The organism is Corynebacterium sp. HMSC074A01 (assembly GCF_001831515.1).
Lineage (GTDB): Bacteria > Actinomycetota > Actinomycetes > Mycobacteriales > Mycobacteriaceae > Corynebacterium.
Window position 1 is genome coordinate 14,393 of sequence record NZ_KV825600.1, and the last position, 22,922, is coordinate 37,314.

Consider the following 22,922-nt stretch of genomic DNA (forward strand, 5'->3'; position numbering starts at 1 on the left):
GGGCGCATGCTAGCACCGGTGGGCGTCGACAAGCAGCTCGCTGCCTGTTTAAACTTGCAGCATGGAAACCACAGGACGGGCGGCATTTGATCCGAACGTGCCGTACAACGAGCTGCCGCCGCTGCCACCGCCGGAGGTACTCGAGACGACGCGCGTGCTCAAAGCTGTCATTGACGCGCGGACGGAGCTGGCCGCGCTGAATACTGCCTGCCGCCTGATTCCGAACCCGGAGATCATCACCGCTACGATCCCCTTGCGCGAGGCGCAGGCGTCGACCGAGATCGAGAACATCGTGACCACCAACGACGAGCTTTTCCGCGCCGAGTGGAGCGTGGACCTTTCTCCGTCGCCCGCGACGAAAGAGGCGCTGCGGTACCGCGATGCGCTCCGTCGCGGCATCGCGCTGTTGGAAGAGCGGCCGGTGTCTGAAAAGGTCGCGCTCGAAGTGTGCTCCACGCTGCAGGGATCGCCAGCGTTGGTGCGTTCACAGCCCGGAACCTTCATTGGCGACCCGGTTGCGGGGACCCGCCGCTACACTCCGCCCGAGGGCCTTGAGGTGATCCAGCGGCACCTCTCCGCCTGGGAGCGTTTCCTCTATTCCGATCACGGGCTCGACCCGCTGGTGCTGATGGCGGTGGCGCACTACCAGTTCGAGGCGATTCACCCGTTTTACGACGGCAACGGGCGGACGGGCCGCATCCTGAATATCCTGCTCCTCCTCCAGGAAAAGGTGCTTGACCTGCCGGTGCTTTACCTATCCGGGCCGATCGTCGATGCCAAGTCCGAGTATTACCGCCTGCTCAATGCGGTGACCGCGGACGGCAGTTGGGAGGAATGGATCCTCTTTATGGTGCGGGCGGTGGAGCAGTCGGCGCGCAGCACGAGCATGCTTATCGACGCCCTGTCGTCCCTGAAGTCCCGCACCACCGAAACCATCCGCGACCTCGGCATTGCGCCCGCTGCGGAGCTTGCCGAGCTGCTCTTCATCCAGCCGTACATCCGCATCAAGGACGTGGTGGACAAAGGCCTGGCGCAGCGGCAGACCGCGTCCGGCTGGTTGAGCGCGCTGGTCGAGGCTGGCGTCCTCGACGAGCTGAAAGCCGGCAGATCGAAGGTATTTCTCAACGTTGCGGCCATCGAGGCGCTCACTCAGCGCTAGCCCTTGACCTGCACCTTCACAAGTGTGACAGGTCAACATGTCGATTTTGGGCCAAAAAATCGACACGTCGCGCGGACGTGTCGATTCGGTGTACATGACGGATTTAGTCGTCAGCGCGGGAGTGGCTGAGCATGTCGGCCCACTCCACGATCTTCTTGCGCTCGCGCGGGAACTTCTCGTCCGCCTCGCCCAGGGCGCGCTCGGCCTCGTCGAGCTTGTACCAGCCCGCCCAGGTGGCGTACTCGATGCCGCGCTCGCGCAGCAGGCCGAGGATGTCGTCGATGCCGGTGTGCGACGGGGCGGCCAGCTTGCCTGCGTCCGCGTCGGCGATCAGCATGTCGGTGGTTTCCTTCGCATCCGACTTGGTGTTACCGATCAGGCCGACCGGGCCACGCTTGATCCAGCCGGTCACGTACAGCTTCTCCTCGGGGGCAGCGCCCTCTTCGGCGGAGGCAAGCACACGGCCACCGTCGTTCGGGATGACGTGGCGCTCAAGGTCGAAGGGCACGCCCTCGACGGGCTCGGAGCGGTAGCCGACGGCGTGGTAGACCTGCTGGGCGGGCCAGTCGGTGAACTTGCCGGTGCCCTTAATACCACCGTTGCCGTCGAGCTCCTGGCGCTCGGTGCGGATACCGGTGGTGTTGCCGTCCTCGTCCACGAGGATCTCCACCGGCTCTTCGAAGAAGTGGATGTGGATCTTGTGCGGCGCATCATCCGGCTCGCGCATGGCGTACTGCTCAAGCACCTGGCAGTTGAGGTCGATGGACTTGTCCGCGCGGCGGACTTCCTCGCTAGCGGCGTCGTAGTCGATGTCCTCCGGGTCGACGAGCACCTGGATGGTGTCCGACAGGTCCATCTCGCGCAGTTCCTTCGGCGTGAACTTGGCCTGGGCGGGACCGCGGCGGCCGAACATGTGCACCGTCTCCGCCTGGTTCTTCTTCAGGGACTCGTAGACGTTATCCGGGATCTCGGTCACGGCGAGCTCGTCGCCGGTCTTGGCCAGGATGCGGGAGATGTCGAGTGCGACGTTGCCCACGCCGACCACGGCGACTTCCTTCGCTTCCAGGTTCCAGTCGCGCTCGAAGCGGGGGTTGCCGTCGTAGAAGCCGACGAACTCGCCCGCGCCGATGGACTTATCGCCGTTGGGGATGAGCAGTTCGCGGTCGCGCACGGCACCGGTGGACAGGACCACGGCGTCGTAGTAGTCACGCAGCTCATCGATGGTGACGTCGCGGCCGACCGTGACGTTAGCGATCAGGCGCAGATTGTCCTTATCCAGCACCTTGTGCAGGGACTTGACAATGCCCTTGATGCGCGGGTGGTCCGGGGCGACGCCGTAGCGGATCAGCCCGAAGGGGGCGGGCATCTGCTCGAAGAGGTCGACGTGGATGTCGTGCTCCGCGTTGCGGAGGAGGAGGTCGGATGCGTAAATGCCGGCCGGGCCGGCGCCGACGACGGCGACGCGCAGACTCATGTAAGGGGTGTCCTTTCGAGATAGGGGTCCGTTTAATATTCAACCAATATAGCGTATAGACAGCTTGGTCTGAAAGTTGGGGCGTGTCAAGGCCAGTGCTTCTCGACGCCCCTCCGTCCGCCCATTCGTGCAGCGCAGGAGGGGTATCTGCCAGTGAAAAAATGACAGACCGGGTGGTCTGATTTTGCGTAAGGGGGTTTACGCGACGTCGATAAGCGCACTGCTCGGTCTGAACCGGAATACATTCACGCAAAAAGACGAGGTCAAAGCGCATGATTTCCCAAACGCTTGCCACAGACTGCTTGGTACGGCACACTCGACCGCACAACAAAAACGTGCCGCACACCATAGACCACCCTGTCTGTGCCGCTAGGAGGAAAAATGACCGTATCGACCGCTACCCGCGAGGTGAAGGCCCGCGCCAAGAAGCCCGAGGGGCAGTGGCGCATCGACGGGACCGACCCGCTCAACCACGACGAAGAGGTTAAGCAGCGCGAGCCCGTCATGGAGGTCAAGCAGCGCGTCATTGACACCTACTCCAAGGGTGGGTTCGACTCGATCGACCGCGAGGACCTCTACCCGCGCTTCAAGTGGCTGGGGCTGTACACCCAGCGCAAGCAGAACCTCGGCGGCGAGCACACCGGCGAGGACAACTCGGTGCTGGAGGACAAGTACTTCATGATGCGGATCCGCTTCGACGGCGGTATCTGCTCCACCGAGCAGGCGCGCGTGGTCGGAGAGATCTCTCGCGACTATGCGCGCTCCACCGTGGATCTCACCGACCGGCAGAACATCCAGCTGCACTGGGTGCGCATCGAGGACGTGCCGACCATCTGGGAGAAGCTCGAAGCTGTCGGCCTGAATACCTGGGATGCCTGCGGCGATGTGCCGCGCGTGGTGCTCGGCTCGCCGGTCGCGGGCATTGCGAAGGACGAGATTATCGACGCGACCCCGGCGATCCGCAAGATCCAGGAGATCGTCACCGACGAGGAATTCCAGAACCTGCCGCGCAAGTTCAAGTCCGCCATCTCCGGCAACGCGCGCCAGGACGTTGTCCACGAGATCAACGACCTCGCCTTCATCGGCGTCGAGCACCCGGAGCTCGGCCTCGGTTTTGAGTGCTACGTCGGCGGCGGCCTGTCCACCAACCCGATGCTCGCGCAGTCGCTCGGCGCCTTCATCACGCTCGAGCAGGTACCCGAGGTGTGGGCCGCGGTCGTGCGCATCTTCCGCGACTACGGTTACCGCCGCCTGCGCAACCGCGCCCGCCTGAAGTTCCTGGTGGCCAAGTGGGGCGCGGCCAAGTTCCGCGAGGTGCTCGAGACCGAGTACTTGGGCTATGCGCTTCCCGACGGCCCGAAGGCCCCGAACAACCTGATCGACCGCGACCACATCGGCGTGCACGAGCAGAAGGACGGCAACGTCTACGTCGGTGTGAAACCCACCCTGGGCCACATGTCTGGCGAGCAGCTCATCGAGGTTGCTGATGTGGTGGAACGCTACGGTTCGACCTCCCTGCGCTTTACCCCGTTTAAGGAGCTGCTGGTACTCGACATCGCCCCGGAGCGCGTCGACTCCCTGCAGGCGGACCTGGAAGCACTCGGCCTGTACGCCAAGCCCAGCGAGTTCCGTCGCGGCCTGCTTTCCTGCACCGGCCTGGAGTACTGCAAGCTCGCGCACGTGACCACCAAGTCGCGCGCCATTGAGCTGGCCGACGAGCTGGAGGAGCGCTTCGGCGACCTGGACAGCCCGATCACTATCTCGCTCAACGGCTGCCCGAACGCCTGCGCTCGCCACCACGTCTCGGACATCGGGCTGAAGGGCCAGACGGTGACTAACGCCGATGGCGAGCGCGTCGAGGGGTTCCAGGTGCACCTCGGCGGCACGGTGGGCGAGGGCGCGAACTTCGGCCGCAAGCTGCGCGGCCACAAGGTCGCCTCGACCGAGCTGACGGACTACGTCACCCGCGTGGTGCAGAACTACGTAGACAACCGCGAAGAGGGCGAACTCTTCCGCGATTACCTGCTGCGCGCCGACGAGGAGCAGCTGCGATGAGCTTTCGCCGCGAACCGAATCCGAACCGCAACCACCCCACCTTTTGCCCGTACTGCTCGGGCGAGGGGCTGTGGCCGGATGAGCAGACCGATTTCGCGTGGAAGTGTGACGCATGCCTGCGTATTTTTGAGGTCAAGTTCTATGGACAGGACGACCCAGAACATGCGCCCGCACCGGCTCGGTCCACCCCGCAGGCGCTGCAAGACTCACTCGCCCGCCACGGTCACACCGCGGTGGTGCGAGACAATGGAGGCAGGAAATGATCAACCTTTTGCAGGGCGATAGCTCGCAGTACAAGGACCCGGACATCAGCCCGGAAGGCCCCACCAGCACAGCACCGCTGGATGAGGCAACCGCCGCGCGCAACGCGCAGCTTGTCGACGAGTACGCCGATGCGCTCTACGACGCCACCGCGGCCGAGATCTTGAGCTGGGCCCACGAACACGCGCCGGGCCCACTTGTGGTCACGCTCTCGATGGAAAACACGGTGCTCGCCGAGCTATCCGAGCAGTACCTGCCGGGCGCGGACTTCCTTTTCTTAGACACCGAGTACCACTTCCCGGAGACCATTGACGTCGCTGACCAGGTAGAACAGCGCTACGCCGAGCACCGACTGGTGCGCGCTACCGCACAGCTGAGCCGTGCAGAGCAGGACAAGGTCTACGGGCCGAACCTGTACCGCCGCAACCCGACCGCCTGCTGCCGAATGCGCAAGGTTGAGCCGCTGGCGGTGCACATGAGTCCGTACGCGGGCTGGGTCACCGGCGTGCGCCGCGCCGACGGCCCCACCCGCGCCGAGGCACCCGCGCTGAGCCTGGACCGCACGGGCAGGCTCAAGATTTCGCCGCTAGTGACCTGGTCGTTGGAGGATACGGACGCCTACATCGCCGACCACGACTTGATCGTCCACCCGCTGACCACCCAGGGCTACCCCTCCATCGGCTGCGCAACCTGCACGTTGCCGGTGGCGGAAGGACAAGACCCGCGCGCCGGGCGTTGGGCGTTCGCGCAAAAGGCCGAGTGCGGCCTGCACACCGACTAGATCGAAAGTAGAAGGACCACATGACTGTTGCAACGAATGAGGCGCGCACCGCAGCCGGTACGCTCTCGCCGCACCTGAAAGACCTAGAAGACGAATCCATCCACATCCTGCGCGAGGTCGCGGGCCAGTTCGACAAGATTGGCCTGCTGTTCTCCGGCGGGAAGGACTCCTGCGTGGTGCTCGAACTCGCACTGCGCGCGTTCGCCCCGGCCGCCATGCCGATTGAGCTTTTGCACGTGGACACCGGCCACAACTTCCCGGAGGTCCTCGAATTCCGCGACCGCATCGTGGACAAGTACGGGCTGCGTCTGCGCGTGGCCAAGGTGCAGGACTGGATCGACCGCGGCGACCTCACCGAGCGCCCCGACGGCACGCGTAACCCGCTGCAGACGGTGCCGCTGGTGGAGACCATTGCCGAGGTGGGCTACAACGCCGTGCTCGGCGGCGCGCGCCGCGACGAGGAGCGCGCCCGCGCCAAGGAGCGCGTCTTCTCCGTGCGCGATTCCTTCGGCGGCTGGGATCCGCGCCGCCAGCGCCCCGAACTGTGGGACCTGTACAACGGTGCAACCCTGCCGGGGGAGAACGTGCGCGTGTTCCCCATCTCCAACTGGACCGAGGCAGATGTGTGGGAGTACATCGGTGCCCGCGGGATCGAGCTGCCCAGCATCTACTTCGCGCACGACCGCGAGGTGTTCAACCGCGACGGCATGTGGCTCACCGCAGGCGAGTGGGGCGGCCCGCGCGAGGGCGAGACGCTTGAGACCCGCCGCGTGCGCTACCGCACCGTGGGCGACATGAGCTGCACCGGCGCTGTTGAGTCCGACGCAGCGTCGATTGACGCAGTGCTCGCCGAGATCGCCAATTCCACCCTCACCGAGCGCGGCGCCACGCGCGCCGACGACCGCCTGTCCGAGTCCGCCATGGAGGACCGCAAGAAGGAAGGTTACTTCTGATGACTGTCGCCCAAGCTACTTCCGCAACAGACCTGCTCGCCGCGCGCCAGACGCTGCGCCTGTGCACCGCCGGCTCCGTCGATGATGGCAAGTCCACCTTCGTCGGCCGCCTGCTGCACGACACGAAGTCGGTGCTCGCCGACCAGCTCGCCTCTGTTGAGCGCAGCTCAGCCGACCGCGGCTTCGAGGGCCTTGACCTGAGCTTGCTTGTCGACGGGCTACGTGCCGAACGCGAACAGGGCATCACTATCGACGTGGCCTACCGCTACTTCGCCACCGACAAGCGCACGTTCATCCTCGCCGACACCCCGGGGCACGTGCAGTACACCCGCAACACGGTCACCGGCATGTCCACCTCCCAAGTGGTCGTCCTGCTTGTCGACGCCCGTAACGGCGTCGTCGAGCAAACCATCCGCCACCTCACCGTGGCGAAGCTGCTCGGAGTGCGCACCGTGATCCTCGCGGTGAACAAGATCGACCTGGTCGACTACTCCGAGGACACCTTCACCCAGATCAAGGACACCTTCGAGGCGAAGGCCCACGAACTGGGCATCGAGCAGCCGATCGTGGTGCCGATCTCCGCGCTCAAGGGCGACAACGTGGTCGAGCGCTCGACCAACATGGACTGGTACACCGGCCCGACTGTCCTCGACGTGCTGGAGGAGATCCCGGTGAACTCCGGCCGCGCGCTCGACCTGGACTTCCGCTTCAACATCCAGTACGTCCTGCGCGAGCACGCCAGCGACTACCGCGCGTACGCGGGCCGGATCAACGCCGGCACGATCAACGTCGGCGACACGGTCACCGCCCCGCACGGCCGCACCACCACCATCGTGGGCATCGACACCTCCGACGGCGAGGTGGAGTCTGCCCGCGCAGGTCAGTCCGTCGCACTGCGGCTTGCCGACGATATCGACCTTGTCCGCGGCGACCTGCTCGCCGCGGGGACGTGCCCGGAGCCGGTGCGCGAGTTCGAGGCAACCGTGGTTGGCCTGTCGGAAAAGGAGCTCACCGCGGGCAAGGCCGTGAAGCTGCGCTACGGCACCGGCCTCGAGCGCGCCCGCGTGGTGGCGATCGAGCGCACCCTGGACATCGACTCCGCTGACAACGACGTCCTCGACCCGGCAGCCGTGGGCCTCAACGACATCGCGCACGTGACCATCCAGACCGCCGGCGAGCTGCCGGTGGAGGACTACGCCGCCCGCGGCGCGGTGGGCAACTTCCTGCTCATCGACCAGTCTTCCGGCAACACGCTGGCCGCGGGCCTGGTTGGTAAGCGTCTGCGCTAGGTGTGCTGCCATGGTTGCCCTGATTACGCTCTCGCACGGATCCCGCCACCCGCGGGCCCGCGCCGGAGTGCGCGCACTGACCGAAGTCGCCGCGCAGCGAATCGGGGCACCGTGGGTTGATGCCCACCTCGAGTTCGACCGTCCCGACCTGGAGGGCGCTGCATGCGAGCTCGCCTCGCGCGGCGCGGACCGGGCAGTCGTGGTCCCGCTGCTGTTTACCCACGCCTTCCACGCCAAAAACGATGTGCCCGCGCACATGCGGGCAGCAGGCGAGTTCCTCCCGCTCACCCAAGCCCCAAGCCTCGGGCTTGGCGAGGAGCTCGTCGACCTGCTCGCCGCGCAGGCGCTTGCCGACGCCCCACCGCACGCCCACCTCGTTGTCTACCCCGTCGGGACGTCCGATGCGGGGCAGGCGGCGCGGTACGAAGAGGTGCGTGTGGGCGTCGAGAAGCGAACCGGGCGCCCAACAGAAGTGATTGCCGCGACGCGCGGCGGGGCCCAAGCCCTCGCCGAGCGGGCGCGGGCCACCCCGATCCATCTTTTGCCGCTTTTTGTCTCCGACGGCCTGCTGCTCGATAAGGCGCTGGCCGCCCTGGCACCATTTCCCGAGGCCACGGCCTCGGGCCCCCTCACTACCGCGCTCGCGGACATCGTGGTCAACCGCTACCGCGCAGCGCTTGAAGGAGCACCTCATGTATAAACTCAGCACTCTCACGCTCATCGCGTTCGCGGGCCTTGCCGCCCAGCTTGTCGACGGTGGTCTCGGCATGGGGTTCGGTGCCACTTCCACCACCATCCTGGTCATGCTCGCTGGCCTGGGGCCCGCCGCCGCGTCTGCGGTCGTGCACACCGCCGAGCTGGGCACGACCCTGGCCTCGGGCGTGGCGCACTGGCGCTTCGGCAACGTGGACTGGAAGGTCGTGGCCGCGATCGGCGTGCCGGGCGCGGTTGGCTCGTTCGTGGGCGCGACGGTGCTGGCGCGGCTGTCGACGGAGGCGGCGCAGCCGGTGATGTCGCTGATCCTGGCCCTGATCGGCCTGAATCTGATGATCCGGTTTTCCCGGGGGCTCACGCAGCGCAAGCTCGCGGCGAAGCCGCACTCGAAGCAGTTTTTGGGCGGACTTGGCCTCTTCGGCGGCTTTGTCGACGCCACCGGGGGCGGCGGCTGGGGGCCGGTGACCACCTCGACGCTTTTGGCCGCGGGGCGCAGTGAGCCGCGCCGCATTGTCGGCACAGTCAACACCGCGGAGTTCTTGGTTACTGCTGCGGCGACCTTGGGCTTTGCCATCGGGATGTGGCACGACCTGGTGGCCAACCTCGCCGCCGTGGCAGCGCTGCTGGTTGGCGGCGTGATCGCCGCCCCGATCGGCGCGTGGCTGGTCTCCCGCCTCAACCCGGTCCTGCTGGGCGGGGTCGTGGGCACCCTGATTGTGTTCTTGAACCTGCCGAAGGTACTCGACGCGCTCGGGGTGCCGGGCGACGGGCTGTGGGCCGCGCGCGTCGCAGTGCTTGTGGTGGGTGTGCTGCTGTCCTGGCGCGGCGTGCAGCGGGCGCGCACCTCGCAGGCGAAAACGCCGGGTCCGGTGTCCGAGGACCCGCAGCGCCGCACAACGAAGGTGCACGCAGCCTAGCTACTTGGCAAACTCCTCGACGAGCGCTGCGTTGAAGGCCTCCAGGTCAGCCGGGGTGCGCGAGGAGATGAAGCCGGAGTCCACGACGACTTCCTCGTCGACCCAGTTGGCACCGGCGTTGACCAGGTCGGTCTTCACGTTGGCTACCGAGGTGAGCTTGACGCCCTTGAGCACGTCGGCGTCGGTAAGAATCCAGCCGCCGTGGCAGATCACGCCGATCGGCTTGCCTGCGGCCTTGAACTCCTTGACCAGTGCTACTGCCGGGGCGTCGACGCGGATCGCGTCCGCGTTCAAGGTGCCGCCAGGCAGGATGAGCGCATCAAAATCGGCGGCGTTTGCCTCGGCGGTGGTGGTGTCCACCTTCACCGCCGCGCCCTTCTTACCCTCAATCTCGCCGGTCTCGGGCGCGATGACGGCGGTGGTAGCGCCGGCGGCCTCGACGGCCTCCTTCGGCGAGGTCAGCTCAGAATCCTCGAAACCGTCGGTAGCAATAATTGCAATTGTCTTGCCGTTCAGGTCAGCCATGATGCTCCTTTGTCAGTGGGGTTTTCGCTTACCGGCCCCAGGGTAGGAGCGAACCCGCCCGGCGTGCCACCTATTCTTCGTCGGGGGTTGTGTCGCGCGGCACCTTCGTCGAGCCGAGCTCGGTGTCCTGCACGGGTTTCTTCTCCCGCTTGGCAATGCGGACCATGTGGTCGCGCACCGCGAAGAAGGCCTCCTTGGAGTCCAGCGTCTCACTCTGCGAGGTGGAGATCTGTATGTCGTCGGCGGTGATTTCGCCGGTGCGCAGCGAGATCATCTCGGCCCAGTAGCGGAGCCAGACGGCCACCACCGCGGCCACGGGCACCGCCAGGAAGGCACCGACGATGCCGAAGAGGGTGCCGCCGAGAGCGACCGCGAGCAGCACGATCGCCGCGTGCAGGCCCATCGCCTGGGACTGCAGGATCGGCTGGAGGATGTTGCCCTCGATCTGCTGCACGGCGATGATGAGAATGAGCACGAACACGGCGTTCATGAAGCCGTTCGACACCAGCGCAATGATCACGGCGAGCGCGCCGGCGGTAAAGGCACCGACGATCGGCACGAAGCCAGCGAAGAAGGTGGTCACCGCCAGGACCGGCCACAGCGGCACGCCGAGGACGAGCAGGCCGATACCGATGAAGATGGCGTCGACCGCGGACACGATCGCCTGGGTGCGGATGAAGCCGGACAGCGTGTTCCAGGAGCGCATGCACACCTCGGTGAGGTGCCAGCCCGCCTTCACGCCGACGTATTTGCGTAGCCACGGCAGGAAGCGGTCGCCGTCTTTGAGGAAGAAGAAGGTGAGAATCAGCGTGAGCACGAGCGTAGTGCCGACCGAGGCGATCGCGCCGATGCCGGAGAACACACCGGAGGCGATATTCGACGCCTGCCCGCGCAGCGCGTCGGTGGCCTGCGCAAACTTCTCGCGGATCTCATTCGGGTCAAGCACGGACGGATCAACCTGCTCGTTGACCCACGCGAAGATCTGGTCAATGCCCTGGCCCGCCTGCTCGTAGAGCTGCGTGCCCTGCTTCTTTACCGTCGGCCCCATCGCGGCGAAGATGCCGATAATGATGCCGAAGAAGCCGATCATCACAGTGAAGGTGGCCAGCGCCGCCGGGAACTTCTTGGAGCGCAGCCAATGCACCGGCGGCCACAGGACGGTGCACACGATCAGCGCGAGGAAGATCGGGAGCAGGCCCATCCACACGAACTTGAGCAGGTAGAGCACAATCGCGGTGGCAGCGACGATGATGATGAAGCGCAGTGCCCACGCGGCAGCGGTGCGCCCATCAGCAGCAATGACTTCGCCGCGGTCAATGGGCTCTTCGGAGAGCTCCTGAGCGGCGTCGGCCGGGGTGGGCATCATGTCGACTTCTTCGACGGTGGTATCGAGCGCGCCGACGAAGTCGTTAGGTTTCTTCTCAGTCACCTTGCTTATTGTGCCAGACAGGCGGTAAATCGCAGAGGTCGGTGGGAGGTGGGTGCTGGATTCGGGGCGCTTGAATCATCCACGTTTCGGCCGATTGACGATTCATTGACAGATTAAGGGGGTGCCTAATCTAACAATGCCCTTCTTTCTGCTGGTCAGGTGGCCGTATGGCGTTTGCCGGGGCGACGTGACGTCGATAAGCGCTATGCCCTAGCTCTCGTTCCAGAATGCGTGTAGTGTGGGTCACACTGCGCCCCTAAGTAACGAAAGGAAACAGCGAAGTGACTGTCTACCCTAACCCCGGCACCGCCGGTTCGACCGTGAAGTTCCGCGAGCAGTACGACAACTACATCGGTGGCGACTGGGTCGCGCCGGTGGACGGCGAGTACTTCGACAACATCACCCCGGTGACCGGCGAGACCTTCTGCCGCGTGGCGCGCGGCAAGGAGGCGGACATCAACCTGGCGCTGGACGCGGCGCATAAGGCGGCACCCGCGTTTGGCAAGACTTCGCCGGCGGAGCGTGCGCTGATGCTGCACCGCATCGCGGACCGGATGGAGGAGCACCTCGAGGACATCGCGGTGGCTGAGACCTGGGAGAACGGCAAGGCCGTGCGCGAGACGCTCGCCGCCGACATCCCGCTGGCTATTGATCACTTCCGCTACTTCGCGGGCGCGATCCGCGCACAGGAAGGCCGTCTGAGCCAGATCGACGACAATATGGTGGCCTACCACTTCAACGAGCCGCTCGGCGTTGTCGGTCAGATCATTCCGTGGAACTTCCCGCTGCTCATGGCGGTGTGGAAGCTTGCTCCGGCACTGGCTGCGGGCAACGCCGTGGTGCTTAAACCCGCGGAGCAGACCCCGGCCTCCATCCTGTACCTGCTTGACCTGATCGGGGATCTGATCCCGGACGGCGTGGTCAACGTGGTCAACGGCTTCGGCGATGAGGCGGGTGCGGCGCTGAGTGGTTCCGACCGTATCGCCAAGATCGCGTTTACCGGCTCGACGCAGGTGGGCAAGATCATCAACAAGGCGGCCGCGGACAAGGTCATCCCGGTCACGCTCGAGCTGGGCGGCAAGTCGCCGTCGCTGTACTTCGAGGACATCTTCGCTCGCGACGATAACTTCAAGCAGAAGGCCATCGAGGGCTTTGCGATGTTCGCGCTGAATCAGGGCGAGGTCTGCACCTGCCCGTCTCGTGCCCTGGTCCACGAGTCGATCGCCGATGAGTTTCTTGAGCTCGGCGTGGAACGTGTCAAGCAGATCAAGGTGGGCAACCCCTTGGACTCGGAGGTCCAGATGGGTGCGCAGGCCTCAAAGGAGCAGATGGATAAGATTGTCAGCTACCTGGAGCTCGGCCCGAAGGAGGGCGCGGAGACGCTCACTGGCGGTGGCGTGAACAAGCTTGAGGGCCTGGAGAACGGCTTCTACATTGAGCCGACCGTGTTCAAGGGCACCAACGACATGAAGATCTTCCAGGACGAGATCTTCGGTCCGGTGATGTCGGTGACCACGTTCAAGGACTTCGATGACGCGATCCGCATTGCCAACGACACGATTTACGGCCTGGGCGCGGGTGTGTGGTCGCGCAACCAGAACACGATCTACCGCGCGGGCCGCGCAATCCAGGCGGGCCGCGTGTGGGTGAACCAGTACCACTCGTACCCCGCCCACGCGGCTTTTGGTGGCTACAAGCAGTCCGGTATTGGCCGCGAGAACCACCTGATGATGCTGAACCACTACCAGCAGACCAAGAACCTGCTCGTCTCCTACGACGAGAACGAGACCGGCCTGTTCTAGCGCCGTTCCACTCCAGTGCCCCGCCGCTTTTGCGTACCTCGCGCGCGAATCGGCGGGGCCCGCTGTCTTCCTTCCCGCATAAAAGAAAAGAGTTATACAAGTGAAAAACACGCACGTCGCCGCCGCAGCCCTTACCACCTGCCTTGCCGCCTCCGCGGTTGCTGCTCCAGTCGCCCAGGCCTACGAGACCAGGTACGACGCCGAGAACAACCAGTGCACCATCACCTTTACGGATAAGGACACCGAGCGGGTCAACGGTGCCTACTCGGTGCTGTTTGCCCGGCTGGGTGAGCAGGTCCGTGACAGCTTCGAGGGCGACGAGGCGAAAGCCCAGGCCAAGACGGTGTGGGAGTATGGCCAGCGCAAGGACGTCAAGAGCGCGAGTGACCTGCCGGTGCCCGCGGATCGGAAGGTCTCCGACGCGCAGGCCGCGCTCGCGCTGGGCAAGCAGAAAGATAAGTACTGGCGCATGGTTGGCTTTCTCAACGCGTCGAAGAACGACGTGATCACCGAGCAGAAGATCACGATCACCCCGGAGAAGGCGCACGAGCTCGGCCCGCTGTACGGCGTGGACTTCGGACCCGTGGTCGGCGGCACTGCCGGCGGCGTTCTCTTCGGCACGAGCTTCGTAGAGTTCCGCGACGGGATCATCGACGCGGCCAAGACCCACGCGCCAGAGTTCGCCGGCCCGGTCGTGTCCTACTTCAAGGCGTTCTCCGACTGCGCCGAGGGCAAGACGCGCTCCAGCTCGGTGCTGCCGGCCAGCTCGATGACGTCGAGCCAGGCCACCGGGCTCGGCATTGCGGGCGCCATCGTCGCGCTCTTCGCGCTCGTCGGTTTGGGCTACGCTGCGCGCCCGCTTATCGACGATGCGTTGGCCCAATTCCAGCGCCAACTCAACTAATTTCCTGCCTGTGACCTGCTCGAACAAAGAAAGTTGAGCCGAGTGGGAACAACTTTGGGGCATGTGCCGTTGTAGGGATTGAGTGCGACAGGCTCAACTCCGGTGGATCATCTGTTACAGTGGTTGCCGTGAAGTTGAGTCACAGCACATCAACTTACTGATAAACCCCAGATACACAGGAGGAAAAGAACATGGCACGCGCAGTAGGTATTGACCTCGGTACGACGAACTCGGTTGTCTCCGTCCTTGAGGGCGGCGAGCCGGTTGTTATTGCAAACGCGGAGGGCTCCCGCACGACCCCGTCCGTCGTCGCTTTTGCGAAGAACGGCGAGGTGCTCGTCGGTCAGTCCGCGAAGAACCAGGCGGTGACCAACGTTGACCGCACCATCCGCTCCGTCAAGCGCCACATGGGCGAGGACTGGACCGTCAACATTGATGACAAGGACTACACCCCGCAGGAGATTTCCGCTCGTACGCTGCAGAAGCTGAAGCGCGACGCGGAGGCTTACCTGGGCGACGAGGTGACCGACGCGGTTATTACCGTCCCGGCGTACTTCGAGGACGCGCAGCGCCAGGCCACCAAGGAGGCCGGCCAGATCGCAGGCCTGAACGTCCTGCGTATTGTGAACGAGCCGACCGCGGCCGCACTGGCCTACGGCCTGGAGAAGAACGACTCTGAGCAGACCATCCTGGTCTTCGACCTGGGCGGCGGCACCTTCGACGTCTCCCTGCTGGAGATCGGCGACGGCGTGGTCGAGGTACTGGCTACCGCTGGTGACAACGAGCTGGGCGGCGATGACTGGGATAACCGCATCGTCGAGTGGCTGGTAGACAAGTTCAAGTCCGCACAGGGCGTGGACCTGTCCAAGGACAAGATGGCGATGCAGCGTCTGCGCGAGGCGGCGGAGAAGGCGAAGATTGAGCTGTCGTCTTCCCAGCAGGCCTCCATCAACCTGCCGTACATCACCGTTGACTCCGAGAAGAACCCGCTCTTCCTGGATGAGACCCTGTCGCGCACCGAGTTCCAGAAGATCACCTCCGATCTGCTGGACCGCACCAAGACGCCGTTCAACCAGGTAATCAAGGACGCTGGCCTCTCGCTGGGCGACATCAACCACGTCGTGCTGGTCGGTGGCTCCACCCGTATGCCGGCCGTGACCGACCTGGTCAAGGAGATGACCGGCAAGGAGCCGAACAAGTCCGTCAACCCGGACGAGGTCGTGGCTCTGGGCGCTGCCCTGCAGGCTGGCGTGCTCCGCGGCGACGTCAAGGACGTGCTGCTTCTCGACGTCACCCCGCTTTCCCTCGGCATCGAGACCAAGGGTGGCGTGATGACCAAGCTGATCGAGCGCAACACCACCATCCCGACGAAGCGTTCCGAGACCTTCACCACGGCTGAGGACAACCAGCCGAGCGTGCAGATCCAGGTCTTCCAGGGCGAGCGCGAGATGGCGTCGGCGAACAAGCTGCTCGGCTCCTTCGAGCTGGCAGGCATCGCTCCGGCACCGCGTGGTGTGCCGCAGATCGAGGTCACCTTCGACATCGACGCCAACGGCATCGTGTCCGTGTCCGCGAAGGACAAGGCCACCGGCAAGGAGAACACGATCAAGATCCAGGACGGCTCTGGCCTGTCCCAGGAGGAGATCGACCGCATGATCAAGGATGCGGAGCAGCACGCTGACGAGGACAAGAAGCGCCGCGAGGAGCAGGAGACCCGCAACGGTGCAGAGTCTGCGGCCTACCAGACCCGCAAGTTCATGGAGGACAACGAGGACAAGCTGCCGGAGGACCTGAAGACCCGCGTGACCGAGGCCGCAGACGCGGTGGACGAGGCGCTTAAGGGCGATGACCTCGAGGCTGTGAAGTCCGCCGTGGAGAAGCTGAACACCGAGTCCCAGGAGCTGGGCAAGGTGCTCTACGAGGCACAGGCCAACGAGGGCGCAACCCAGGCCGATGCGCCGACCGACGACGACGTGGTCGACGCTGAGGTTGTTGAGGATGACGCAGAGGAGTCCAAGGACTCCGATAACAAGTAAGTCAGGAAGTGGTGAAGGTTATGACGAACCCGAACCCGGAGATGCCGGAGGATCCAGGCGCGCCGGAGAACACCGACGAGGAAGCCGTCACCCCGCAGGAGGCGGAAGCCGCAGCCAGCATCGATGAAGAGCTTTCCGACATCGAGGCCGCGGTTGCTGAGGACGAGGGTGAGAGCGACGTCGAGAAGCAGCTCGCGGAGCGCACCGAGGACCTGCAGCGCGTGAGCGCGGAGTACGCGAATTACCGTCGCCGTACCGAGCGCGAGCGCGGCCAGATCGCCGAGCACGCGAAGGCAAAGTTCGCAGGCGAGCTGCTGCCGCTTCTCGACGACCTTGACCTGGCCGAACAGCACGGCGACCTGAAGGAGGGCCCGCTGAAGGCCTTCGCGGACAAGCTCCGCGGCGTGTTGGCTGGCCAGAAGGTCGAAGCCTTCGGCGCTGAGGGCGAGGCCTTCAACCCGGAGATCCACGAGGCGGTCCAGGATCTGTCCTCGGGCGGTGAGCAGGTCATCGGCAGCGTGCTCCGCAAGGGGTACGCGGTCGGCGACAAGCTGATCCGCAACGCGATGGTGATCATCGCGGATCCTGCTGAATCCGCTGCGGCGGACGACGAAGCCTAGGGCCCAGCTTTAGGCACCCGGCCGGGGAACGAGGAAGCGAAAGCCACGCGGACTCTTCCCCGGCCATTTTTATAAAACGAAACAAAATTTAGCTACGTACATCGCACTACAGTTGTGTGAAAGGAGGGTGCGAGATGGCTATGCAACAGGAATGGGCAAACAAGGACTACTACGGAGATCTCGGAGTGTCCTCGAGCGCCTCGGCGGCGGACATTAAGAAGGCGTACCGCAAGCTCGCACGCGAAAACCATCCCGACTCCAACCCCGGCAACAAGGCCGCGGAGGAGAAGTTTAAGCGGGTGGCTGAAGCGTACGACGTGCTTGGCAACGAGCAGGAGCGCAAGGAGTACGACCAGTTCAAGTCCATGATGGGCTCCGGCGGCTTCGGCCGCTTCGGGGGAGGTGGTTCCGGGTTTCCGGGTGGGTTTCGCACGACGCAAACAGACTTCTCCGACTTCTCCGACGTCTTCGGACACCCCGGTGCTGGACAAGCTGGAGACGGCGGCCTTGGTGATCTCTTCGGTGGCCTCTTTAACCGCGGCGGCGCTGCTGGCAGGAACGCTCGGCCGTCGCGGGGGGCGGACGTCGAAACGGAAATAACGCTCGACTTCCGCGAGGCGGCCAAGGGCACGACCTTCCCGGTGGAGCTCACCGGCGAGGCCCCGTGTACCACCTGCCACGGCTCTGGCTCCAAGGACGGGAAGACGCACCGGTGCGGCACCTGCTCCGGTTCGGGCTACGTGCGGGAGAACAGCGGTGCCTTCGGCATGGCGCGCCCGTGCAGCGAGTGCCAGGGCACCGGCGAGATTATCGAGGATCCCTGCACCACCTGCCACGGCACCGGCACCGTGCGCCGCACCCGCAGCATCACGGTGCGGATCCCCGCTGGCGTGATCGACGGGCAGAAGGTGCGCCTGGCAGGACAGGGCGAGGCCGGGCCGAACGGCACCCCGGCCGGCGACCTGTTCGTGCACGTCCACGTGCGCGAGGACGCGGTCTTTACCCGCTCCGGCGACGACCTCGAGGTCACCGTCCCGGTCTCCTTCGGCGAGCTCGCCCTGGGCGGCACCGTGACCGTGCCGACGCTGGAGAAACGCGTGCGCGTGAAGATCCCGGCGGGCACCCCGAACGGGCGCACCCTGCGCGTGAAGGGTCGCGGCGTGCCGCGCAAGTCCGGTCAGGCAGGCGACCTGCTCGTCACCGTCGAAGTGGCGGTGCCGAAGGACCTGGATGCGGCCGCCACCAGCGCGTTGCGCGCCTACCACCAGGCCGAGCGGGACTCCGGCTTCGACCCGCGCGCCGGGTGGGCCGGCAACCAGTAGGAGGTGGTGGAAATGGCGAAGGAGACAGAACAGTACTTTGTGATCTCCGTGGCCGCGGAGCTGACCGGCATGCACGCCCAGACGCTGCGCACCTACGACCGGATGGGCCTGGTCACGCCGATGCGCACGAGTGGCGGCGGGCGTCGCTACTCGCGCCGCGACATCTCGCTGCTGCGCCGGATCCAGCAGCTGTCCCAGGAGGACGGCGTGAACCTGGCCGGCATCAAGACGATCATCGAGCTCACCGAACAGATCGATGACCTGCAGGAGGAGCTCGCCGCGAAGCACGAGGAAAACGCCCAGCTGCGCAGGCGCCTCGAGTCGCGGCCCCGCGGCGGCGAGCTGGTCCACGTGCCGCGCTCGACCGCGGTGGCGATGTGGGAGCCCGCCGCTTCTCGACGCCGCCGGCGCTAGCCGCCGAACTCGATCGCCGCAGCGCCGCCGATGTGGCGCAGGTTGGACTTTGCCAAGTTGAAGAGGTGTCCGACGCCGCCTTCCAAAAAGGCGGTGCGGGCGCCCGACTTGGTAAAGCCCTTCATCATGTCCCAGGTGATGCCCGGCGGCAGGGACAGCGCCTCGGGGTCGGTGACGATGTCTACGACCACGGGCCCGTCGTAAGCCAGGGCCTCCTTGAGCTTGGGCTCGAGGTCCTCGGGTTCTTCGATGCGGAAGGACTTGATGCCTGCGCCCTTGGCGATCTCGGCGTAGTTGACCTCTTCGTGGTCGGTGCCGAAGTAGGGCATGCCGGCGACCATCATCTCCAGCTTGACCATGCCGAGCGAGGAGTTGTTGAAGCAGATGACCTTCACCGGCAGCTGGTGCAGCTTGATGGTGAGCAGCTCGCCCATGAGCATGCCGAGCCCGCCGTCGCCCGACCAGGAGATGACCTGGCGATCCGGCTGCGCAGCTTGCACGCCAATGGCCATGGGCAGTGCGTTGGCCATGGTGCCGTGGAGGAAGGAGGCTGCCTCATCGCGCTTGCCGTTAGGGGTGAGGTAGCGCGAGGACCACACGTTGCACATGCCGGTGTCCACGGTGAAGTAGGCGTCATCGTCGGCAAGCTTGTCCAGCACGGAGGCCGCCAGTTCGGGGTGAATCGGCTTCTTCGATTCGAAGGCCTCTTCCGTGTAGCTCTTTACTACGTGCTCCAGCAGCTGGTAGTGGCGCTTGAGCATCTTGTCCAGGAAAGCGCGATCCGTCTTTTCTTCGACGTGGGGGAGGATGTTCTCGATCACGCTCTGCACGTCACCGACGACCGGGTAGTCCACCTTGGTGCGGCGGCCGATGTGGGCGCCGTTGATGTCGATCTGCGCGACGTTCTCATCCGGCAGCCAGTCGGTGTAGGGGAAGTCCGTGCCCACCATGATGAATAGGTCGGATTCTTCCATCGCGTCGAGGCAGGCACCGTAGCCGAGCAGCCCGGACATGCCCACGTCGAAGGGGTTGTCGTACTCGAAGTACATCTTGCCGCGGAAGGAGTGGCCGACCGGCGCCTTGATCTTCTCCGCTAGCGCGAAGACTTCCTCGCGAGCATCGCGCGCGCCATAGCCGCAGAACAGCGTGACCTTGTCGGCCTTGTTGATCGCCTCGACCAGGCGGGCCGCCTCGTGCGGGTCCGGGTAAACGCGCTTGTGCTTGCCCGTGGCGTAGACGGAGTCGGCGCTCAAGGGACCCTCCGGGGCGTCCGCGGCGAAGACATCGCCCGGCACGACCATCACAGAGACGCCGTGACCGGCCAGGGTGTTCTGCACGGCGTTGTGGAACACACGCATGCCCTGCTCCGGGTTGTGGACGACCTCGCAGTAGGAGGAGCACTCCTGGAAGAGCAGCTCCGGATGGGTCTCCTGGAAGAAGGAGGAGCCGATCTCCACGGTGGGGATGTGCGAGGCGATGGCCAAAAGCTTCGAGCCGTTGCGGTGTGCCTCGAACAGGCCTTGGACGAAGTGGGTGTTGCCGGGCCCGCAGGACGCGCCGCAGACGGCGAGCTCATCTTGGGCCAACGCGTCCGCACCGGCGGCGAAGGCGGCCGCCTCCTCGTTGCGCACGTGGACCCATTCGATGTCGCTCTGGCGCACGGCATCAGACAGCGGGTTGAGCGAGTCGCCCACCAGCCCGTAGATGCGCTTAATACCGAGTGTTTCGAGTTTTGAGACTAACGCTTGTGCAAAATTTTCAGCCATAGAACCTTTCCTTTGGTGATAGGTCACTGATGCCCCATAAATGCTACCTATCTTCTGGCGCGTCGTGTGCGCCTTGTGCGAGGGCAGACAGGAACGCAGGGTCTGTGAAGTAGTCGGTATGGCTGCCGGTCACGCCCTCCACGGCGGTGGCACCGTAGCCCGGGTGCGAGGGCGAAGCACCGAGCGCGGCGGTCGGTCCGGAGCGCAGCGCGAGGATGATGTCCTCGGGCGAGTCAACCACGTAGACCTCGGAGTCCGGACCGGCGAGCGTGAGATCGTCCACGCTGGTTCCTGCAACTCCGGCGCTGCCGACCAGCCACAGGTCGTCGACAAGCAAACCGCCCTCGGACGCGGCGCGGGTGGGCACGAGTGTGCCGTAGCTGTGCGCGACGAGGGTCTTCTGCGCGTCGGGGAAGCGTTCGTCGAGTGCGGCCTGAAAGCGCGAGAGGTTGCCCGCGCCGCGCCGGGCCGGCGTCTGGATGCCGGCGTCGGGCAGGTTGGCGGGCGGGCCGTAGCCCTGCCACACGACGACCGCGGCTCCGGTACGGGAGGCAATGCGCTGTGCCTTGTCGAGCTCGCGTCCCAGGTCCTCCGGTTTGCCGGTGTGCGTGCCCGCGACCATGGTGATGATCCGCGTCGGCGAGTGGGTGTCGCCGACCATGGCGGTCGTACTGCCGGGGCCCGCCTCCAGGATGGTCGCGCTGTGCTCGGCGATCGTGCGCTGCGTCGCTGCTGGCACGGTGGCGGCGTGGTGCGCGTGCAGCTCCTCGAGTGTCTGGTCGGGGTGGTGGAAGAGCTCGTCGATCGTGTGATGCGGAATATTCGTGCGCAGCGCGTCGCCCGCCGCCTCATCCAACACAAAAGAAAGCTGGTTGAGCCAGAGGATGATCCGGTAGTGCCCGTACCTCGCGGCGAGTTCGGCGAGCCGGTCAAGCCGTTCGTGCAGCTCGGCAGCGGTGTTCAGGATGGTGCGGATGCGGGTCAGTTTGGCGTGGTGGCTGCGCAGGGAAGTCTGCTGCGTGTGGATCCGGGCGATCGCGGCGTCGGCGGCGGAGCCAGCGAAACCCGTGGCATGCAGCGCCTGTGCTGCATCTTCGGCGTTGCGCAGTTGCTTCTCGACGTCCCCACGCACCCGCCCCAGCTCCCACACCGCTCCCCGAAGCTGCCCCGTAATGAGCGCGGGCTGGTAGGTCGCGCTATGCATGCTCGAGCCTCCCCGCGAGTTCGGCGTCGAGGCGGCAGGCGGTGTCGGCGAAGTCCGCGACTGATTCGAGGTGGGCGGCGAGCGCGCGCACGGTGTGGTGGATGCCCTGTGTAAGTTCCGTGTGCGCGCCTGTTAATGCGGCTGCGGTGTGAGATGGTTGGAGCGGGATTGCAGGATAGTGCTTGGTTTCCGGGATATAGTTGCGAGCTTTGGTTGCGGTTTCTTCTGAAATAACTAAAACGGTCATGTCGCAACCGTAATATATGAAGTATGGTTGCGCAAGGGGCCGCGCGCCGGGCCAAGTTATGGCAGGGTTGGGGCATGAAACTCGCGTGCATCCAGACCACCACCGGCCCTTCCGTGCGTGACAACGTGGCGCTTGTTACCCCGCTGATCCGCGACGCCGCCGCGGAGGGTGCAACGTTGATCGTGCTGCCCGAGGCGACGAGCCAGGCCTTCGGGCAGGGCCGCCTGGACACGCAGGCAGAAGACTTGGATGGGGAGTTCGCAACGCAGCTCGCCGAGCTAGCAACGGAGACCGGCACCACCATCGTCGCCGGGACCTTCCGCCCGGCGGATACCCGCGAGGTGGACGGCAAGACGATCCACCGTGTCTTCAATACCGCGCTGATCACCGGTGGGGGCGTGCATAAAGGCTACGACAAGATCCACACCTACGACGCCTTTAACTACCGCGAGTCCGACACCGTGCGCCCCGGCGAGGAGCTCGTCCTCTTCGAGCACGAGGGGGTGCAGGTGGGCGTGGCCGTCTGCTTTGATATCCGCTTCCCCGAGCAGTTCCGCGAGCTCGCACGCCGCGGGGCCGAAGTCATTGTCGTGCCGACGAGCTGGGCGGACGGCGAAGGTAAGCTCGAGCAGTGGCGACTGCTTGCCCGCGCCCGCGCGCTTGACTCCGGGGTGTTCCTCGCGGCAGCGGGCCAGGCGCGCCCCGACTTCTTGGAAAAGGCAGGGGAGGAATCCGGGCCGACCGGCATCGGCCACTCTGTGGTGACCGCGCCCGACGGCACTGTGGTTGCCGAGGCTGGCTACGGGCCCGAAACGCTCATCGTGGACATCGATCCCGCGCGCGTCGCCAAGGTGCGCAAGGCGCTGCCGGTGGTGGAGATCGAAGCCGCGACGACGATGCGGTAGGGGAGTTTCCTTAAAAAACTGCGCAATGCGCAGTTATTCGCGCACGTTTGTTCGCTCCGTGGTCGACCTTCGAACGCGCCCTGAGAAAACTGCGCAATGCGCAGTTTTTGACCCTCATGTGATGGTGGTGGCAGGGCTGGTTGTG

Annotated in this window: 21 protein-coding genes; 15 read left to right on the plus strand and 6 right to left on the minus strand. The window is 65.2% G+C overall.

The features are described from left to right. Positions 1–61: 61 nt before the first annotated feature. Positions 62–1,159 (plus strand): Fic family protein, encoded by a 1,098-nt coding sequence (locus HMPREF2550_RS02355; protein ID WP_083319735.1) that lies wholly within the window; start codon positions 62–64, stop codon positions 1,157–1,159. Between the two features lie 103 nt (positions 1,160–1,262). On the opposite strand, the gene HMPREF2550_RS02360 is transcribed toward HMPREF2550_RS02355, so the two are convergent. Further along, a complete protein-coding gene (locus HMPREF2550_RS02360; protein WP_070789449.1) occupies positions 1,263–2,633 on the minus strand; it encodes an FAD-dependent oxidoreductase in 1,371 nt (456 codons plus the stop codon). A 381-nt stretch (positions 2,634–3,014) separates the two neighbouring features. On the opposite strand from HMPREF2550_RS02360, the gene HMPREF2550_RS02365 reads away from it, so the two are divergent. The 7 genes from HMPREF2550_RS02365 to HMPREF2550_RS02390 are packed head-to-tail and all read left to right on the plus strand — an operon-like array spanning position 3,015 to position 9,603. After that, entirely contained in the window at positions 3,015–4,688 is a 1,674-nt protein-coding gene (locus HMPREF2550_RS02365; RefSeq protein ID WP_070789450.1) for a nitrite/sulfite reductase, read from the plus strand. After that, positions 4,685–4,951, plus strand: coding sequence for a hypothetical protein (locus HMPREF2550_RS11750; protein WP_083319736.1), 267 nt, complete (start codon positions 4,685–4,687; stop codon positions 4,949–4,951). Before HMPREF2550_RS02365 ends, HMPREF2550_RS11750 begins: the two co-directional genes overlap by 4 nt. After that, positions 4,948–5,730 carry a phosphoadenylyl-sulfate reductase gene (locus tag HMPREF2550_RS02370; protein WP_070789451.1) on the plus strand — a complete coding sequence of 261 codons (783 nt, stop codon included), beginning with the start codon at positions 4,948–4,950 and terminating at the stop codon, positions 5,728–5,730. Before HMPREF2550_RS11750 ends, HMPREF2550_RS02370 begins: the two co-directional genes overlap by 4 nt. Positions 5,731–5,750: 20 nt before the next feature. Then, positions 5,751–6,683, plus strand: coding sequence for a sulfate adenylyltransferase subunit CysD (cysD, locus tag HMPREF2550_RS02375; protein WP_070789452.1), 933 nt, complete (start codon positions 5,751–5,753; stop codon positions 6,681–6,683). After that, positions 6,683–7,972 carry a sulfate adenylyltransferase subunit 1 gene (locus tag HMPREF2550_RS02380; RefSeq protein WP_070789454.1) on the plus strand — a complete coding sequence of 430 codons (1,290 nt, stop codon included), beginning with the start codon at positions 6,683–6,685 and terminating at the stop codon, positions 7,970–7,972. Before cysD ends, HMPREF2550_RS02380 begins: the two co-directional genes overlap by 1 nt. A gap of 10 nt (positions 7,973–7,982) precedes the next feature. Continuing rightward, positions 7,983–8,672, plus strand: coding sequence for a sirohydrochlorin chelatase (locus HMPREF2550_RS02385; protein ID WP_070764004.1), 690 nt, complete (start codon positions 7,983–7,985; stop codon positions 8,670–8,672). Further along, entirely contained in the window at positions 8,665–9,603 is a 939-nt protein-coding gene (locus tag HMPREF2550_RS02390) for a sulfite exporter TauE/SafE family protein (protein ID WP_070764006.1), read from the plus strand. Before HMPREF2550_RS02385 ends, HMPREF2550_RS02390 begins: the two co-directional genes overlap by 8 nt. On the opposite strand, the gene HMPREF2550_RS02395 is transcribed toward HMPREF2550_RS02390, so the two are convergent. Together HMPREF2550_RS02395 and HMPREF2550_RS02400 are read right to left on the minus strand one after the other, a co-directional pair. After that, positions 9,604–10,128, minus strand: a complete 525-nt coding sequence (locus HMPREF2550_RS02395) for a type 1 glutamine amidotransferase domain-containing protein (protein WP_070764008.1) — start codon at positions 10,126–10,128, stop codon at positions 9,604–9,606. Positions 10,129–10,198: 70 nt separating this feature from the next. Then, the gene (locus tag HMPREF2550_RS02400; protein WP_070789456.1) at positions 10,199–11,557 is read right to left on the minus strand and encodes an AI-2E family transporter; all 1,359 of its coding nucleotides are present in this window, start codon (positions 11,555–11,557) and stop codon (positions 10,199–10,201) included. A gap of 281 nt (positions 11,558–11,838) precedes the next feature. On the opposite strand from HMPREF2550_RS02400, the gene HMPREF2550_RS02405 reads away from it, so the two are divergent. The 6 genes from HMPREF2550_RS02405 to HMPREF2550_RS02430 all read left to right on the plus strand — a co-directional run bounded on the left by HMPREF2550_RS02405 (position 11,839) and on the right by HMPREF2550_RS02430 (position 18,655). Next, complete coding sequence (locus HMPREF2550_RS02405; protein WP_070789457.1) at positions 11,839–13,359, plus strand: acetaldehyde dehydrogenase ExaC; 1,521 nt, start codon at positions 11,839–11,841, stop codon at positions 13,357–13,359. A 100-nt stretch (positions 13,360–13,459) separates the two neighbouring features. Continuing rightward, on the plus strand, positions 13,460–14,263 hold the full coding sequence (locus HMPREF2550_RS02410) for a hypothetical protein (protein ID WP_070789459.1): 804 nt from the start codon (positions 13,460–13,462) through the stop codon (positions 14,261–14,263). 191 nt (positions 14,264–14,454) lie between these two features. Further along, a complete protein-coding gene (gene dnaK, locus HMPREF2550_RS02415; RefSeq protein WP_070789462.1) occupies positions 14,455–16,299 on the plus strand; it encodes a molecular chaperone DnaK in 1,845 nt (614 codons plus the stop codon). A 20-nt stretch (positions 16,300–16,319) separates the two neighbouring features. Next, positions 16,320–16,919, plus strand: coding sequence for a nucleotide exchange factor GrpE (gene grpE, locus HMPREF2550_RS02420; RefSeq protein ID WP_070789511.1), 600 nt, complete (start codon positions 16,320–16,322; stop codon positions 16,917–16,919). A gap of 134 nt (positions 16,920–17,053) precedes the next feature. Then, positions 17,054–18,241 carry a molecular chaperone DnaJ gene (dnaJ, locus tag HMPREF2550_RS02425; protein ID WP_070764020.1) on the plus strand — a complete coding sequence of 396 codons (1,188 nt, stop codon included), beginning with the start codon at positions 17,054–17,056 and terminating at the stop codon, positions 18,239–18,241. Positions 18,242–18,253: 12 nt separating this feature from the next. Beyond that, positions 18,254–18,655, plus strand: a complete 402-nt coding sequence (locus tag HMPREF2550_RS02430; RefSeq protein ID WP_070764022.1) for a heat shock protein transcriptional repressor HspR — start codon at positions 18,254–18,256, stop codon at positions 18,653–18,655. Here the strand turns inward: HMPREF2550_RS02430 and HMPREF2550_RS02435 are convergent. The 3 genes from HMPREF2550_RS02435 to HMPREF2550_RS11995 are packed head-to-tail and all read right to left on the minus strand — an operon-like array spanning position 18,652 to position 21,872. Next, on the minus strand, positions 18,652–20,421 hold the full coding sequence (locus HMPREF2550_RS02435) for a pyruvate dehydrogenase (RefSeq protein ID WP_070789464.1): 1,770 nt from the start codon (positions 20,419–20,421) through the stop codon (positions 18,652–18,654). The genes HMPREF2550_RS02430 and HMPREF2550_RS02435 overlap by 4 nt on opposite strands. Positions 20,422–20,464: 43 nt before the next feature. Beyond that, a complete protein-coding gene (locus HMPREF2550_RS02440) occupies positions 20,465–21,625 on the minus strand; it encodes an alpha/beta hydrolase (protein ID WP_083319737.1) in 1,161 nt (386 codons plus the stop codon). Then, positions 21,618–21,872 (minus strand): hypothetical protein, encoded by a 255-nt coding sequence (locus HMPREF2550_RS11995; RefSeq protein WP_070764028.1) that lies wholly within the window; start codon positions 21,870–21,872, stop codon positions 21,618–21,620. The genes HMPREF2550_RS02440 and HMPREF2550_RS11995 overlap by 8 nt, the downstream gene beginning before the upstream one ends. A 74-nt stretch (positions 21,873–21,946) precedes the next feature. On the opposite strand from HMPREF2550_RS11995, the gene HMPREF2550_RS02445 reads away from it, so the two are divergent. Next, positions 21,947–22,777, plus strand: a complete 831-nt coding sequence (locus HMPREF2550_RS02445) for a carbon-nitrogen hydrolase family protein (RefSeq protein WP_070789466.1) — start codon at positions 21,947–21,949, stop codon at positions 22,775–22,777. Positions 22,778–22,922 lie beyond the last annotated feature (145 nt).

Bases quoted from the DNA above. Each gene is read 5' to 3' on its own strand.
- HMPREF2550_RS02355 (WP_083319735.1), top strand. From the start codon at position 62: ATGGAAACCACAGGACGGGCGGCATTTGATCCGAACGTGCCGTACAAC.
- HMPREF2550_RS02360 (WP_070789449.1), bottom strand. From the start codon at position 2,633: ATGAGTCTGCGCGTCGCCGTCGTCGGCGCCGGCCCGGCCGGCATTTAC.
- HMPREF2550_RS02365 (WP_070789450.1), top strand. From the start codon at position 3,015: ATGACCGTATCGACCGCTACCCGCGAGGTGAAGGCCCGCGCCAAGAAG.
- HMPREF2550_RS11750 (WP_083319736.1), top strand. From the start codon at position 4,685: ATGAGCTTTCGCCGCGAACCGAATCCGAACCGCAACCACCCCACCTTT.
- HMPREF2550_RS02370 (WP_070789451.1), top strand. From the start codon at position 4,948: ATGATCAACCTTTTGCAGGGCGATAGCTCGCAGTACAAGGACCCGGAC.
- cysD (WP_070789452.1), top strand. From the start codon at position 5,751: ATGACTGTTGCAACGAATGAGGCGCGCACCGCAGCCGGTACGCTCTCG.
- HMPREF2550_RS02380 (WP_070789454.1), top strand. From the start codon at position 6,683: ATGACTGTCGCCCAAGCTACTTCCGCAACAGACCTGCTCGCCGCGCGC.
- HMPREF2550_RS02385 (WP_070764004.1), top strand. From the start codon at position 7,983: ATGGTTGCCCTGATTACGCTCTCGCACGGATCCCGCCACCCGCGGGCC.
- HMPREF2550_RS02390 (WP_070764006.1), top strand. From the start codon at position 8,665: ATGTATAAACTCAGCACTCTCACGCTCATCGCGTTCGCGGGCCTTGCC.
- HMPREF2550_RS02395 (WP_070764008.1), bottom strand. From the start codon at position 10,128: ATGGCTGACCTGAACGGCAAGACAATTGCAATTATTGCTACCGACGGT.
- dnaK (WP_070789462.1), top strand. From the start codon at position 14,455: ATGGCACGCGCAGTAGGTATTGACCTCGGTACGACGAACTCGGTTGTC.
- grpE (WP_070789511.1), top strand. From the start codon at position 16,320: ATGACGAACCCGAACCCGGAGATGCCGGAGGATCCAGGCGCGCCGGAG.
- dnaJ (WP_070764020.1), top strand. From the start codon at position 17,054: ATGGCTATGCAACAGGAATGGGCAAACAAGGACTACTACGGAGATCTC.
- HMPREF2550_RS02430 (WP_070764022.1), top strand. From the start codon at position 18,254: ATGGCGAAGGAGACAGAACAGTACTTTGTGATCTCCGTGGCCGCGGAG.
- HMPREF2550_RS02435 (WP_070789464.1), bottom strand. From the start codon at position 20,421: ATGGCTGAAAATTTTGCACAAGCGTTAGTCTCAAAACTCGAAACACTC.
- HMPREF2550_RS02440 (WP_083319737.1), bottom strand. From the start codon at position 21,625: ATGCATAGCGCGACCTACCAGCCCGCGCTCATTACGGGGCAGCTTCGG.
- HMPREF2550_RS11995 (WP_070764028.1), bottom strand. From the start codon at position 21,872: ATGACCGTTTTAGTTATTTCAGAAGAAACCGCAACCAAAGCTCGCAAC.
- HMPREF2550_RS02445 (WP_070789466.1), top strand. From the start codon at position 21,947: ATGAAACTCGCGTGCATCCAGACCACCACCGGCCCTTCCGTGCGTGAC.